The sequence below is a fragment of the Nostoc sp. genome (assembly GCF_036919615.1).
Classification (GTDB): Bacteria; Cyanobacteriota; Cyanobacteriia; order Cyanobacteriales; family Nostocaceae; genus Nostoc.
Window position 1 is genome coordinate 38,895 of sequence record NZ_JBALCN010000084.1, and the last position, 15,050, is coordinate 53,944.

Here is a 15,050-nt window from a genome sequence, read left to right on the forward strand (position 1 = left end):
ATAGTCAATAGATAAACACTATCCACTGTAACTTTACACTACAGAGTCCAGCCCTGTAAGCTGCTAACTGATAGCTGAGGGCTGATAGCTAATTATGAAACGGCGCACGTTTTTACAGAAAATTGGCTCAATACTCGCGGTATTGGGAGTAACTGAAACTGAGTGGTTGTCTTTGGGAAATCGCTATTATCAGGCTTTGGCACAACCCAGTCCGCGCAAGTTGGCATTATTAATAGGTATTAACCAATACCCAAAAATTCCAGCCCTCAGTGGTTGTCTGACGGATGTAGAACTACAAAGAGAACTTTTGATTCATCGCTTTGGCTTCCAAGGGTCAGATATCTTAACCTTAACTGAGGAACAAGCTAGCAGGGAATTCATTGAGGCGGCTTTTTGGGATCACCTGGGCAAACAAGCTAAACCCGGTGATCTGGTTATCTTCCACTTTAGCGGCTATGGCAGCCGTGTCAAATTGGAAACATCGCCAGATACAATCCAAAATGCTCTGGTGCCAGCTAATGTGAGTTGTGAACCACAAAACGATAAAATAGTCAAGTATATATTAGAAGAAACTCTACTGCTATTATTGCGATCGCTCCCTACAGACCGAGTAACAGCAGTATTGGATACTAGCTATTATGCTCCTAGCACAGTCTTAGGATTAAAAAGTCGCGCCCTTCAAGAGTCAGTAGGGGCAAAGCTAGCAGCAGAGGAACTTGACTTTCTCAAACAACTTAAAACTCAAAATTTACCCAGCACTCCTGTTGTCTTAGCGGCTACCTCAAATCCAAAGCAGTCGGCGAGAGAAGGACTCTTTTCTGGTTTTAGTGCTGGGTTATTTACCTACGCCTTAACGCAATATTTGTGGGAATTCACCCCAGCTACCACAATTCAAGTCGCCTTCTCTCATCTGGAAAATTCTCTATACAAATTGGGTAGTAAACAGCAAGCAGCGTTATTAAGTAGTGAGAAAAATCAACATGTAACGTCTTTACTATCAGCGGATGTAGAAAGCCTCTCTCCTAAGAAGAGAGAGGCTTTGAATTCTTCCTCAACCCTACAAGAGAAGGGGGCTGGGGTGTTAGGTTTTCCAGATGATCTGAAAAATCAGCTATTGCCAGACGGGATTATTGGTGCCCAAGGCGCGGTAAGTGCTGTTGAAGAAGACGGCAAAACCGTGCATCTGTGGTTGGCAGGATTACCTTCACAAGTGCTGCTATACTACGGAGTGAATTCTCGACTGACCTTAGCAACTGGAGAAGAGTTAATATTGCGATCGCGGACTGGGTTAACAGCAAAAGCGCAAATTTCCAAAATTGATAATACAACTCCTCTACAAGTAGGGCAACTCGTCCAAGAAGCAGTCCGGGTTTTACCCCGGAATATTAATTTAACCATAGCTTTGGATACTGGACTGGAAAGAATTGAGCGGGTAGACGCCACAAGTGCATTTGCCGCATTTTCTCGTGTGTCCACGGTAGTAGCAGGAGAAAAACCAGCTGATTATTTATTTGCCAAGCTACGGGAAATTTCTAGTCGTTATGGTTTATTTTCTCTTGGTGGCGAGCTAATTCCTAATACCACGGGGGAAGTAGGAGAAGCAGTAAAATTAACAGTGCAAAGGTTAGCGCCAAAATTATCAACCTTGCTAGCAGCCAAGTTATGGCGACTCACAGAAAATCAAGGTTCTTCCTGCTTGGCTCTCAAGGCAACCTTAGAAATAATTAGTGACATATCGCCTCGCGTCGTCATGCAGTGCGAAACAGTACGAACTTTCAAAACTGAAACTTCGATTAAAAAATCAGTACAGACGCGATTAATCGCGTCTCTCCCTCCGATTGTGCCTATCGGTAGTCGAATGCAATATCGGGTGGAAAACCAGAGCGATCGCCCAGTCTATTTAATCTTGCTGGGATTAAATAATAATCATACAGCAATTGCCTTTTACCCTTGGGAAACTCCCCAAGAACCAAACACTGCGGACACCGAACCCCTCCTCAAACAAGTCGTCATCGCCCCAAGTGAAACCCTCACCCTACCCCAAAGTAATACTACTTCTGAATGGGTAATTCCAGGGCCAGCTTTCTTTTATGAACAACAACTGATTGTTAGTACTGCCCCCTTTAGCGAAACTCTCGCCGCCTTGAACACTGCTAAGTATTCCACAGCCGAACAAGGGCCGATTGCCCCATTGTTGAATCCCTTAGAGGTTGCACAAGCCTTGCTACAAGACTTGCATAACGCCAGCGCCCTGAAAACGGAGATCAACGGCACAGCAGCCGACTCATATATCTTGGATGTGAATAATTGGGCAAGTCTTAGCTTTGGTTTTCAAGTAGTGTAAACACGGAATTCAGTCTTTTAGTTGTGTATATAACTATAGATTCTGTGTTAACACTTAAGAAAGTTTCATGAAAATCAAGAATCAGATAGGATAAGTATGAATTATAAATCATAAAATATCTCAATTAAATTCAGTCGTTAGCAGGAGGAGACTCAGCACAATATTTTTTATACTAGTAAATGAACCTGATAAACAACCTGCAAACAGCGTATGCCTCTTCACAAACTTGAACATTTTGACCCAAACTATCGAGAAACTTTTGGTGGAGACGACTTTAAAGCGCTGGAGCTTTATACTGAGGGAGGAGAAAAAGTTGGCTCAGTAGCTGATGTTTTAGTTGATAACGATGGTCGTTTTCGCTATTTAATTATTGATACAAGCTTAAATTTTGTTAGTAAGAAAATATTACTACCAATTGGTCTTTCCCGGATCGATTATTCTACAAAACGTGTTTATGTTGATGGGTTAAGCAAGCAACAAGTAGAAAATTTACCTGACCACAAAGAAGACGCGATCGTTGACAATGATTATGAAGAAAAGGTTCGTAGTGTATTTCGTTCTCCAATCAGCGGTGTGACTTATGATCGCGATACATATGATTACCAAAAAGAACCAGCTTTATATGGGTTGAATGAGCAAAATCATCAAACTTTTAGACTCTATGAAGAAAGATTAATTGCTAACAAACAGCGCATTAAAACTGGAGAAGTAACGGTTGGTAAACACATTGAAACAGAAACTGCAAGCGTTACAGTACCTATTCAAAAAGAGCGAGTTTTGATTGAGCGAGTTGTGCCAACAGAAGCAGGAAAAGTTGTAGATCCCAATGAACTTAAGTTCCAAGAAGGGGAAGTAGCACGAATAGAAGTGTACGAAGAAACGCCTGAGATACGTAAAGAAGCGTTTGTGCGTGAAGAAGTCCGAGTTAAGAAAGTAGTAGAACAGGATACTGTGGAAGTAAAAGGCACTATTCGTCGAGAAGAGTTAGATGTTGATACTGTTGGTAATTTAAATTTGCAAGAAAATGAGACCATTACAGATGAAGCTGTTTAAGTAGCTGGTCAATAAATTTGTTTGGTAGATTTATCTAAAATAATCATGCAGGCAGAGTTAATTTTTATCTTTCTATGCCTGTGTTTTTTTATTCAACAACAAGATTCCCGGCTTCTCTAAGAAGTCGGGAATTTCAGGCTTTAAAAAATTTACATCTTGATAAACCGCGTAGAGATGCGAAATTTTCCAGTGAGCATCTTAATATATCCGGCGACTTTCATGCACCAAGGCTAGACATATTTTTACAAAGTGAGATTCTCCCAATTTCACGTCTCTAGTTAGCCATATTGTTTTATATGCCATAGGATCAAAATATCTATAACTTTTGATTATTTAAGTTTGAAAATAATTCATTCGCCAGATGGAGGTAAAAAACTCAATAAATATCTATTTTTGTTATTGAGAGATGACAATAAAATTTTTCGGGTTAAATATAATGGTTCTCTACAAACTAGAAGATTTTGAGCCTAACTACCGGGATACCCTTGAAGGTCAAGACATTAAGGGGCTTGGGGTTTATACACAAGGAAATGATGAAAAAATTGGTACTGTCAACGATGTTTTAGTTGATGAAGAAGGTCATTTTCGCTATTTAGTTGTTGACTTAGGCTTCTGGATTTTTGGTAAAAAAGTATTACTACCGATTGGTCGTGCCCGTATCGACTACAATGTTGACCGTGTATACACAATTAACTTGACTAGAGAGCAAGCAGAAGATTTACCTGAGTTCAATGAACGCCAAACCCTTGATTACGACTATGAAGAACGGGTGCGTGGGGTATATCGCAAACCCACAGACTATACCCTTCCTGTAGAAGCAGCAGCTATAGACCCTTTAACACCTGTAGATCCTTTAGCACCATTGCATGCAACGCCTATTTACACCCCTGATAGCTACACTTACGAAAATGAGCCTTCTTTATACGGGTTAAATGAGCAAGATAATCAAACTCTGAAATTATATGAAGAACGGTTGATTGCCAGTAAACGACGCCAAAAAACTGGAGAAGTATCGATTGGCAAGCGTGTTGAGACTGATACTGCAAGAGTTTCAGTGCCAGTAGAAAGAGAACGAGTTGTGATTGAGCGTGTAACTCCAGCAGATGCAGGTACTGCTGCTTCTGGGCGCGGAGCAGACTTCCGTGAAGGCGAAGTTACTCGCATAGAACTTCACGAAGAAACTCCTGATGTTCGCAAAGAAGCATTTTTGCGTGAAGAAGTCAGAGTTAGTAAAGTGGTAGATCAAGAGACAGTTGAAACTCAAGAAACCGTGCGTCGTGAAGAGTTAGATGTGAATTCTGGTAATCTTCCGATTGAAGAACGCTAATCAACATATAGGACTCCTATCTGATTCCTGAACAATATTTCAAATGAAACCCTGAAAAAACGGGCTTTTCAATCTTAGTATGTTTTCAAAAATCAATTCGGAGTCTTATAGTTATTAGCTAAGAACTAATAACTAATTTGGCAGAGTACGGGTGGGGCTGTTTAATTAGCTTTGCCTGTGCTTTTAAAAATTCAAAATGAACAATACATTTAATGTATAGGAGTCATATTTGATTTTTGAAATATACGTAGGGGAGGCAGTGCAGTCTTCTCCTAAGAGGAGACGCTGTTCGCGTTCGCTTAGAGCGAGTCATTTCTCAAGGGGAGACGCTTTGGGCGAACGAGCGTCTGAGGTTTCCCCAAACGAAGCAACTGGCGTTGTGTTAGACGAAAGTACGGCATCGTCCAAAGGCTTTGGTGCGTTACGGACTTCGGACTAACGTAACGCCAGTTGCCACAACGGCTAGCGAAGCGGTAGCGAGTCGTCGAGCGTCGGGAACCTCTGCAACGCAGTGGCTCCTCTATATATACATTAAATTTTTTTACGCAATCAAATCAGATTACTATAGCTAATTAGAAAGCAGTTCAGAAATTTTGCATGCATATGAATAGCCAACCGATGACAAAAAACATTGGACAGGCAAATACGAAGACTCGCACTACCACCTCACTGGCAGATTTGAAACAGAAGGTGAAGGATTTTGTTGTCATTGATAGGCAAGGTCAGCTAGTAGGAGTAGTTCATGATTTAATTGTTGATGCTAATCGTCGGCTAAACTTAGTTATATCTAACAAGACAAATCAAGAAACTGTAGAATATGGTCAGCAGTTAGCTGATAAACATCCTTCTTTATTCCGATTGCAGAGCCAGAGAATAAAACAAATCCACAAGCCGACTAAATCTGTTTTCATAGACTTAAACAAATCAGAAATTGACTATATGCCTGAATATTTAGAAACAGAAACACCAGGCGATCGCACACTATCAGAAAACTCAACTGAGCAACTAGCCAATAATCAAATTACAGATAGTCCAGTTGAGCCAGAAAATTTACAACAGGTTACCGAAGAACAGATTATTCGTCTAATAGAAGAACGACTATTTGTTGAAAGCAGTAAGCGTAAAGTTGGTGAGGTGATTGTTCGCAAAGTAATCGAAACCCGGATGGTACAAGTTCCTGTCCGGCGTGAAAAGCTGATTGTTGAACAAATTAGCCCAGAACACAAACAACTCGCAGAAATTGATTTAGGACAAGAGGAAATTTCTGGCATTGAATTGACTGAAGTAGAAAGACTTGAAGTTACACGTTTTGACAGCGGTTTAACGGTAAGCGGCGAATTTAGCTCGCCTAAAATTGCTAGTTTATTATTGAATGCGATCGCACTAGAACAAAATCACGGATGTAAGCAGGTGCGAGTGACGATTGCTCTTGAAGATGAGTCACACCAGAAAAAATACCAGGAGTGGTTTGACCGCTGTTCTAAAGGTCAATCACTAAAGCCGGAAAAATAAATTAGTTTTTAGAAGATAAATTAGTAGGGTGGGCATTGCCCACCCTACTTTTTTGCTGAGAAAAGTATAAAAAGTTGAAGTTTCTGTTCCCTGGTGGGTAAGTGGAATGTCTTCAAAGCAACTTAATTTACAATACTAAGCAGTTGCCGTTCTTTTGGCTACTTGCAATGAAATTTCGACTAAAGAGACTTTTACCGAAGAAACGACAGCCTCTGATCCCACCTATTCAGATTCAAGTTCAAGATGGAAAATTTGAAATTATGGGTATGGGTGCATGGTATTCCTACTTGCGCGATCCTTATCATCTGCTGCTAACGATTCCCTGGACTGCCTTTCTGATCCTGATTTGTACTTTCTATGTAACTATTAATGCTCTATTTACCTTAGCTTACTTGATAGGAGGAGATTGTATTGCCAACGCCCGACCTGGCTCTTTTTTAGATGTCTTTTTCTTTAGCGTCCAAACCCTAGCATCTATCGGCTATGGGGCAATGTATCCTAAAACAACTTACGCCAACATTATTGTCACGATTGAAGCAATGATCGGTTTGGTGGGAATTGCTGTGATGACGGGACTAGCGTTTGCTCGGTTCTCCCGACCCACAGCTCGTGTGCTCTTTAGCCGTGTAGCAGTGATTACATCTCATGATAAAATGCCGACTCTCATATTTCGCAGTGCTAATAAGCGTCGCAATATGATTCTGGAGGCACAGATGCGAGTCTACTTAATGCGTGACGAAGTGACTCTAGAAGGGCAGTTCATGCGTCGGATCTACGATCTTAAACTGCTAAGAAACCAAACACCTAGCTTTACGTTAAGCTGGTCAGTGATGCATGTCATTGATGAGTTTAGTCCTCTGTATGGGATGACAGCAGAATCCTTAACCCAGACAAATACTATGCTAATCATCTCTTTGAGTGGCATTGATGAAACGGTTGCACAAGTCGTTCATGCCCGTCATAGTTATGGTGCTAATGAGATTTTATGGAACAATCAATTTGTCGATATCTTCCACCACACACCCGATGGAAATCGCTACATTGATTACAACCGCTTCCACGATGTTTTCCCTTTAGATTAAAGGGGTTAAATTCCTGAAATTTACTCGGAAGTCTGATTGAGTGGTGGTTGTGAGGGTTTAACGACAACCCGACCATTTTCAACTACAGTGCAATTTTTAACCATGCTCTTGCTATGATTAACTGGCACATCCTGGCACTGGTTTTGGTGGGAGATATTTTGCTCTTGTTGTTGATTGAGGACGACAACACAACAGGCGCAGGAGGGGAAAGACATATAAAATATTTTGATCTCTATATCTATTATCGCCCTACTAATGCTGTTTGGCTGAAAAATTTGCTCCCTATGTGTTTATGATAATTCAGGATAATAAGTAGGGGCACACAGCTAGCTATGCAAGCCTGTCAACTTCAGCTAAAACCGCTTTAAAACCTCGTTTCCAGTCAGAGCGGTGAAAATCTGCTCCTCATTGGGCTGCTGCCGCGAGTAAAGGAGGCTCCGCTTCAATCAAGGACACTCCCAGTCAAAAACTGGTAACGAGGTAACGAGGTAATGTCTCAAAGCATTTTTACACCAATGACAGCTATGCGTCTTTAGCATCCCAAAATTTAGTTCAGTGCCGATTATTGCCTATGTGCGAAACTATGGATGTAATACTTGCTTTATTGTACTTGTAGCCTGTTTGATATATCTAAACCAAGTAAACAGGAAAGCGGTTATACATCCCGCTTCGCTTTCCTCCCTGCCCAAACTTGTTTGACAGGGTTAGACAGTGGGTTTTTCTAATGAAAAAATTTTTGAGATACCTGGGTTTAGGTTTGCTATCTACGTTTTTGACTGCTACTCCCGGATTAGGAGCTGAACGCATTAGCTTTTATTACCCTCCCTTTGGCGAATTCTACTTATCTGTGGACTCACTAGAAACCTTTGCTAAAGAAGGCAAAATCGATGAAGACTTTTCATTTTATGCTAATCGTGCTACTCCTCAACAACTCGCTCAACTGCGGGATCTGCTCCAGCAACGCTTCAATGTCACTCCTACACTAGTATCTCAAGTTACCTACTCACCTATAGGCGAGGAGGTGGTACAACAACTGGGAAAATTACTCCTCACTGAGTCTCGAAAGAATGGCTTCTATGCCATACGTGCCTCTTTAATTTTGGCTGCTGCTGATCAAAAGGGTTTAACAGTTGTGAATTTGCTGCGGAAATTTCCTAGCAATACTATCCGGGTAAATTTTACAGAGGGGTTAAGGATAGTCGATGACTTGTCACAATTGATCAAAAAAAAGGATGAAGTTTTTGCCTCTCTTCAAAAAGAAGCGATCGCTCAAGCAGCCAATTCAACAGTTGACTTCTCACAACAGCCAGATTTGCGATCGCCAGGAAAATTCCGCTGGCAGAAAAAAAGTCTAGAGCTAAATGACATTTCTCGCTCACGCCGTCTACCTGTGGATATCTATTTACCTGAAGCAGGTTCACAAAGCCAAGGAGAAGTGTCCTTTCCCCTCGTTATTATTTCTCACGGTGTTGCTTCAGACCGCTCTACCTTTGTCTACCTGGCTGAACATCTAGTATCCTATGGTTTTGCCGTTGCTGTACTGGAACACCCTGGTAGTAATGCCGAACGCTTTCAGCTATACTTTGCAGGTTTGGCAGGGCCGCCAGACGCAGCAGAATTTATTAACCGACCTTTGGATATCAAGTATCTACTCAATGAACTCCAGCGTCTAGACAAATCCGATCCTACCCTCCAAGGGAAACTCAATTTTCAGCAAATTGGGGCGATCGGTCAGTCACTTGGAGGTTATACTGTTTTGACTTTAGCAGGAGCAAAGATTAACTTTAACCAACTTAGGCAAGACTGTAAACCTAATAATTCATCCTTTAATTTGTCGCTCTTTTTACAGTGCCAAGCAACTAAGTTACCCCCAAGGAATTACGAACTCAAAGATGATCGCATCAAAGCCATCATGGCGATTAATCCGATTGACAGCTCAATTTTGGGTGAGGGTAGTGTAAGTCAAATTAAAATTCCGGTAATGCTGGTCGCGGGTAGTCAAGATATTTTCGCTCCACCCGTATTTGAGCAAATTCGCCCCTTTACCTGGCTTTCTGACTCCAATAAGTATCTAGCTTTGATTGAAAACGCTACCCACTTTTCGGCGATCGGCGAACTTACTTCTCAAAATGATGTCTTACCTGTGCCACCTGCCTTGCTGGGCCCTGATCGGGCTGCTGTTTATTCCTATCTCAAAGCCCTGAGTGTAGCTTTTATGGAAACCCATCTCCTCAATCGCCCTGAATACCGACCCTATTTGCAGCCATCTTACGCCACATTTATCAGTAAAGAGCCGCTTAATCTCAGTATTTTACAGTCGTTGTCGGCAGATCAATTTAATCAAATTTGGAATGGCTCAACTCCCCAGTCAGCCAAACCATCAAATCTTCAACCTACCCCTACCCATCTATGAGCAGTTAAGGTAAAGCGCTTTTTGTCAATCAGTTAAAATACTCAAAATATTTTTAACGAAAATGATAATCGTGCGTAGGGACAGGGGGAAGAGGTAAGTGATGCTTGCCTCCTCCCCCGGCTTTTGATCATCATTATTTTTAGATTTGGCAACTTAAATAGGACTTACGCAAAAAGGTAGTGAAAGCCTTGATTTACCGTAAGTGCAATTTATGTAGACGTAAAGCGGCTTCCCGCAGGGTATTGCACTTACATTTCGTACTTGATGCGTAAGTCCTATTAAATAGGGTATAAAAAAGTATGTAAAAAGTTAAGTTCACTTCTTAGGTAAATTCAACTATCAAATGAGGTAATGAAAAGTTTGGTTTACCACCATGCCCAAGCGACCAAAACAAAACTCTGACCACACACAACGGGAAAACTTAACTGTAAAGCAGTTTGTGAACTTTTGTAAACAAAGGGTGTCTTCTGCGAAAAACTTCTGAGCCGAATTGATAACTCAATAGACACTCCACTGTCCAATTATCAAGCAGGATTTCTTTATGAACTTTTGTCAAGAATTAGCTAGCTCTGTATAAAACTTGTGCACCCTACTTAGACTAAGCAGGTACTACCTGGATGAACTTCAATAGTAAACAAGTAATGATTGTAGGTAAAAGTTCAACATGAAAAAAGTGTTTGCATTAATTGAAGAAGAATCAGCTAAATTTGCTCAATTCCCCTTATTTGAGTTTTTAGAAAATCAAAGCATTGATCCTATACAAAGATTATTTTTTGCTCCTTACTTTGCACTTTTTGTAATGGGATATGGAGATTTCAACAAGTTTGTTTGGTTAGAAGAACCAACAGTTAACCCAATTCAAGATATTGTTAACAAACAAATCTGTGAAGAAGAGAATCATTGGATATGGTTTTTACAAAATTTAGAAGACTTGTATTGTAACCGATTTTTAAATTTCACTGACTCTTTAAAGTTTAATTGGAGTGATCAGACAGTGATTTATAGACAAATAACTTTTCAAGTTAATCCCATTTATAAGCTAGTAGCTATTGAGTCGATAGAATCCATCTGGAATATTTTTTTATCAATAACTGCATCAGTCACTCAAGAATTAAAAATTCTTACTAATCCAGAGTATCCCTATTTTGGAAATCCTCATTTACCCGCTGAAAATGACCATAGTGTTCATTTTTATGAAACAAAAGATTTTATTGCAAGTATGCATTTAGCAGAAGATATTCGCAAGCAAGCCTGTGGATTAGTTAATAAAATTTTTGAAATGTTTACAGCCTTGGTAGATATGCTTGTTAATTTTGCTGAAAAATATAAGATTAAACAATTATTAACTCGGAGTTTCGGTGGCTCTGACTCCACTCAGTTACCCTGCTCTAAGCAAACTACATTCGGAGTTTAAATCCCCCGTAGTCGCCACAACTATTGGAACCCCCGCAAGGCGCTGCTCTTTTGATCTAACTTTCTTCTCTACGTTCGCGCAGCGTGTCGCAGACAGACGCTCTTGCTAGCTTGCTTCGACCTAAGAGTACAATGCATGAATTTTGAATTTGGAATTGTTAAAGTGGTTTTTAATGGCGTGGAATAGTGCAAAGAGCCTACAAATCTGTTAGCAACCTTGCTTTTCTTAGAATAAATGTCAGTACGGTTTCTTTTTTGGAAATGATATCAGCTGTAACTTCCATCCCTGCTTGAATGGGATAGGATTTATCGCCCCTTTTTAAATAAAGTCTCTCTGCCTGAATTGTTACCTCATAGTAAGGCGCAATTGGAACGTTGCTGTTACTTTGAGATGTAATGACGTCGGCACTAATATTTCTGACAGCACCTTTGAGAGTGCCATACTCTGGGTACGGATAGGCAGGAAGTCGCATTTGTACTTCCCCCTCTGGACATTTTGTGACTTGTGCAACTTTACACTCCTTCACTTTGCTAATATCATCACGGGCAACACGGGCTTTGATGACCAGAGGGGCATTGTTGGGAGCAATTTGAGCGATCGCATCCCCAAGACGGACTACTTGCCCAGTATTTCTTAATTCTAGTTTGAGAATAGTACCCGCCTCTGAGGTCCGAATTACAGTTTTTTGCAGTTCCGTAAAGACTTGTCTAAGTTCTTGTTGAGCGTTGCTAATTTGATTTTGGATTTCAACTTGACGCCTGATGATTTCCTCTTTCTCTTTGTTCAACTGAGCGAGGGTAGATTCACCTTTTGTCGATTCTTGGGCAATGCGTTCCTGTGCGATCGCCACATTAGCATCACTGGGATTCAGTCCAGCTTTAGCGTGTTCGAGTCTAGCAATAGCAGCTTTAAAAGCTTGTTCTTTTTCTTTAATTTGGAGAGTGGTGACTGCTCCTGTATTTCCCAACCCCTCATATCGCTTCAGTTCCTCTTTAGCGAATTCAACACCAGCTTCTATTTCTCGTACGTCTGCATCAGTAGTGATTTGCCTATCTTTATAGTCTCTTTTGTTGCGACTGAAGTCTGCTTTGGCTGATGCGATCGCCTGTTGCATTGCATTGGACTCAGCAGTCATTTGATTTTCTAGCGCTTTGAGTTGTGCATCGATTTGCGCTCGTTGTAACTGATTCTGTTGGATATTTCCGAGTATTTGGTTTTTTTTACTTTGCAATTGGGAGTTATCGATCAGTGCGATCGTATCTCCCTTTTTCACAATCTGATTTTCTTTCACCTTGATGTTTATAACTGTTCCCTCGGCTGCTGCTTGCACTAACCGTATTTCTCCAGTTGGGCGGACGGTAGCATCGGCTTTCACTATGATGTTGTATTTAATAACACTAGCAAGACCGAAGGCAGCACTAATACTTCCAATTAAAAATATCCCTCCCAACCTTGTCCATATGCTGATTGGCGGAAGATATTCGTCGTTTTCGACTAGGCGGATAAAGTCTGGTTGGGGGTCAATGAGCATGAACGTTAAAAAACATTTTGGTTATGTAAATAATTTAGCAAAAAAACCTACCTAGCGTTAGTGTGACGACCAAGATTTAGGGATATCGAAAAAATAAAAGCTCTCTTGCGTTTAAATAATATTTTTAGCAAAACTCTTATAATCTTGACGTTTTCGCCTTCCAGGGCTAAAGCGACAGCTTTTGCTTTTATTACTGATAACTGCGTTGCCTGTATGTATTTTAGTATGTAAATACAAGGTTTATATACAGCTAATTTAAATAACAATTGGCGTATTTTAGTACGAATACTAAATCTTTATAATTTTCATCTAAAATTTTATCCTTTCTTTATTTTTTTACAAACAATTTGTATGATGGATAAAGGTTTTTCCCATCAATCAATAATTAAGCAAACTTAAGCGTTGTTATATTAAAAGAAATTATATGCATTCAAGTTATGTTTGTATATATTAAGTAAATAATCAGAATTTTTACGTAAAAATACTCCTTTAAAATGTGGAATCCCAGTTTTGAGTCTTATCAATCAATTTAAGTATAAATTGTATAAAAACATAGTCTATTTTTGTTAACTATATCTTTATTTATAGGGTTCTGCGTTATTTCTTCAGTATTAATACGCAATAAGCTTAGATTATATACTTTTTGATAAAATTCAGCTTTTAGATTGCCATCTTAATATCAACATATATATTGACATCTGCAATTTTTTGAGATGTCAGAACTTATTTTTAATTTAATTTGTATAAAGAATAACTATGTATTATCCTTGCTAAGGAGTGTAATATATATTTTTTCAAAAATTAGTTGCTTGACCTTTTGAGCAAGAGTCGTATAATACATTTAGCGACACAAAAAAAGTAGCTAAATATACTCTTTAACGTTTATATTTATTACTTGGAAGTGACGTAAATTTAACCCCAACAATCAAGCGAGATTCGAGATTATGGAAAGCACATTGTTCACTACCTTATCCGCCAACGAAGAAGCAAATTTCTCTGGTGGCAACCCACCGAAGAAGAAGACCCCAGCGAAGAAGAAGTATTACTTAATAGGAATAGGTTTTATAGGTAATGGCGGAGCTGGCGGAACTGGCGGAGCTGGCGGAACTGGCGGAGCTGGCGGACCTGGCGCCGTAAATTCTGGAACTGGCACTCTTACTATTAGTGGCGGCACCGTTAATGGTGGAGATGGTGGAAATGGTGGAACTGGTGGAGTTGGTGGAGTTGGTGGAACTGGCGTTTCAATCACAAACCCTACCGTTAAAATCTAAAATAGGGTAATGGCAAACTTATGAGGTTTAGTAGAAGGGAAAGAATAAGCGTAAAGACACGATTAATCGCATCTTTACTGGGATAAAGCGTCTTAAATAAACTACCCTTTTAGACTAGGTTAATTTACTTTTGCGCCTATCTTAATTGCTAATCGACTTAACTGTGTCAAACTATTAACCGTTTGTTTGTTTATGGTAAGTTATTTTAGCATATGTTTATTCCTAACCTACATACTTTTCTTCAACAAACTTAATTAAAGTCTATCAACGGTTGCTAATAGGCAACTGTTGATAAACTTAAGTTGTGCTTTTCCCTAAAAATACTGCTCACCTTGAGTAGTATTTTTAGGGAAGCAAGCCCTGCTATTTGAGAAATCAGCCAGATTCATCACAACTTAGTAATAGTAATTTGTGAACGATTAACGAAAGCTCTTTTTACAAAACTTACTCCAAAGGAATAAGCAAGTATATCTATTTATTTGGAGTAAGTGAGGTAAACATACTAAAATTCCCGATTTTTCTCTATTGCTGTTGAGGTACAAAATATAGCAATTTTGGTACGTACTACCTCTCGTTATCTTAACTGAAAGCAGCTTTGTAAAAAGTTCAAAAATAATTCAGCAACTTAGGTTAAGTTATGAAAAGCACTCAAACATCCTTAATCTTTACGTCATTAATGGAAACCGAAGAAGCAAGCCTATGTGGTGGTGGTGGTGGCAGTGCCATTATCATTATTAAAGGTATTGTAAAGACAGGATCACGTGGGCGAAATGGAGCACCAGGGAAACCAGGGAAACCAGGGAAACCAGGGATAAATGTATTATATAAACCTGCAACTGTAAAAACTGTAAAAACTGTACAGAAACCCCAAGCAATTAAAACTACAGCAGTTGTTGAGCTAGTAGGATTGAAAAGTCTATTCTCCCTACTAGAAGATATATCGGAATGGTAATCTAATTGGCATTCATGTTTCCAGAGTGATTCACTTTTAGTAAAGATTTCATATCTGCTTTCATGAAACTTAAATGAATGCTCATTAGCTTAGTACAATTAAACTGTTGGTCAAATTTTTAATGATGCAGGGACGAAACCCTGCTATTTTT

At 39.7% G+C, this 15,050-nt stretch carries 11 protein-coding genes; 9 read left to right on the top strand and 2 right to left on the bottom strand.

The genetic code is table 11. The features are described 5' to 3' along the window. Positions 1–94 precede the first annotated feature (94 nt). The 5 genes from V7K48_RS23535 to V7K48_RS23555 all read left to right on the top strand — a co-directional run bounded on the left by V7K48_RS23535 (position 95) and on the right by V7K48_RS23555 (position 7,318). Positions 95–2,344 carry a caspase family protein gene (locus V7K48_RS23535; RefSeq protein ID WP_335075872.1) on the top strand — a complete coding sequence of 750 codons (2,250 nt, stop codon included), beginning with the start codon at positions 95–97 and terminating at the stop codon, positions 2,342–2,344. 210 nt (positions 2,345–2,554) lie between these two features. Continuing rightward, positions 2,555–3,397 carry a DUF2382 domain-containing protein gene (locus tag V7K48_RS23540; protein ID WP_335075874.1) on the top strand — a complete coding sequence of 281 codons (843 nt, stop codon included), beginning with the start codon at positions 2,555–2,557 and terminating at the stop codon, positions 3,395–3,397. A 436-nt stretch (positions 3,398–3,833) separates the two neighbouring features. Then, positions 3,834–4,724, top strand: a complete 891-nt coding sequence (locus tag V7K48_RS23545) for a DUF2382 domain-containing protein (RefSeq protein ID WP_335075875.1) — start codon at positions 3,834–3,836, stop codon at positions 4,722–4,724. A 618-nt stretch (positions 4,725–5,342) separates the two neighbouring features. Next, a complete protein-coding gene (locus V7K48_RS23550; protein ID WP_335075877.1) occupies positions 5,343–6,236 on the top strand; it encodes a YsnF/AvaK domain-containing protein in 894 nt (297 codons plus the stop codon). Between the two features lie 167 nt (positions 6,237–6,403). Continuing rightward, positions 6,404–7,318 carry an ion channel gene (locus tag V7K48_RS23555; RefSeq protein ID WP_335075879.1) on the top strand — a complete coding sequence of 305 codons (915 nt, stop codon included), beginning with the start codon at positions 6,404–6,406 and terminating at the stop codon, positions 7,316–7,318. Between the two features lie 20 nt (positions 7,319–7,338). On the opposite strand, the gene V7K48_RS23560 is transcribed toward V7K48_RS23555, so the two are convergent. After that, positions 7,339–7,533: a hypothetical protein gene (locus V7K48_RS23560; RefSeq protein ID WP_335075881.1), complete on the bottom strand. Its 195-nt coding sequence runs from the start codon at positions 7,531–7,533 to the stop codon at positions 7,339–7,341. A gap of 509 nt (positions 7,534–8,042) precedes the next feature. On the opposite strand from V7K48_RS23560, the gene V7K48_RS23565 reads away from it, so the two are divergent. Together V7K48_RS23565 and V7K48_RS23570 are read left to right on the top strand one after the other, a co-directional pair. Beyond that, complete coding sequence (locus V7K48_RS23565; protein WP_335075883.1) at positions 8,043–9,731, top strand: alpha/beta hydrolase; 1,689 nt, start codon at positions 8,043–8,045, stop codon at positions 9,729–9,731. A 664-nt stretch (positions 9,732–10,395) separates the two neighbouring features. After that, positions 10,396–11,145 (top strand): hypothetical protein, encoded by a 750-nt coding sequence (locus tag V7K48_RS23570; RefSeq protein WP_335075885.1) that lies wholly within the window; start codon positions 10,396–10,398, stop codon positions 11,143–11,145. Between the two features lie 196 nt (positions 11,146–11,341). Here the strand turns inward: V7K48_RS23570 and V7K48_RS23575 are convergent, their stop codons facing one another. Continuing rightward, a complete protein-coding gene (locus V7K48_RS23575) occupies positions 11,342–12,676 on the bottom strand; it encodes an HlyD family efflux transporter periplasmic adaptor subunit (protein WP_335075887.1) in 1,335 nt (444 codons plus the stop codon). Between the two features lie 944 nt (positions 12,677–13,620). Here V7K48_RS23575 and V7K48_RS23580 point away from each other — a divergent pair. Next, positions 13,621–13,947: a hypothetical protein gene (locus tag V7K48_RS23580; RefSeq protein ID WP_335075889.1), complete on the top strand. Its 327-nt coding sequence runs from the start codon at positions 13,621–13,623 to the stop codon at positions 13,945–13,947. Between the two features lie 637 nt (positions 13,948–14,584). After that, on the top strand, positions 14,585–14,899 hold the full coding sequence (locus V7K48_RS23585; RefSeq protein ID WP_335075891.1) for a hypothetical protein: 315 nt from the start codon (positions 14,585–14,587) through the stop codon (positions 14,897–14,899). Positions 14,900–15,050: the final 151 nt, after the last annotated feature.

Coding starts and splice junctions, on each gene's coding strand:
- V7K48_RS23580 (WP_335075889.1), top strand. CDS start 13,621: ATGGAAAGCACATTGTTCACTACCTTATCCGCCAACGAAGAAGCAAAT.
- V7K48_RS23560 (WP_335075881.1), bottom strand. CDS start 7,533: ATGTCTTTCCCCTCCTGCGCCTGTTGTGTTGTCGTCCTCAATCAACAA.
- V7K48_RS23570 (WP_335075885.1), top strand. CDS start 10,396: ATGAAAAAAGTGTTTGCATTAATTGAAGAAGAATCAGCTAAATTTGCT.
- V7K48_RS23545 (WP_335075875.1), top strand. CDS start 3,834: ATGGTTCTCTACAAACTAGAAGATTTTGAGCCTAACTACCGGGATACC.
- V7K48_RS23565 (WP_335075883.1), top strand. CDS start 8,043: ATGAAAAAATTTTTGAGATACCTGGGTTTAGGTTTGCTATCTACGTTT.
- V7K48_RS23535 (WP_335075872.1), top strand. CDS start 95: ATGAAACGGCGCACGTTTTTACAGAAAATTGGCTCAATACTCGCGGTA.
- V7K48_RS23550 (WP_335075877.1), top strand. CDS start 5,343: ATGACAAAAAACATTGGACAGGCAAATACGAAGACTCGCACTACCACC.
- V7K48_RS23555 (WP_335075879.1), top strand. CDS start 6,404: ATGAAATTTCGACTAAAGAGACTTTTACCGAAGAAACGACAGCCTCTG.
- V7K48_RS23575 (WP_335075887.1), bottom strand. CDS start 12,676: ATGCTCATTGACCCCCAACCAGACTTTATCCGCCTAGTCGAAAACGAC.
- V7K48_RS23540 (WP_335075874.1), top strand. CDS start 2,555: ATGCCTCTTCACAAACTTGAACATTTTGACCCAAACTATCGAGAAACT.
- V7K48_RS23585 (WP_335075891.1), top strand. CDS start 14,585: ATGAAAAGCACTCAAACATCCTTAATCTTTACGTCATTAATGGAAACC.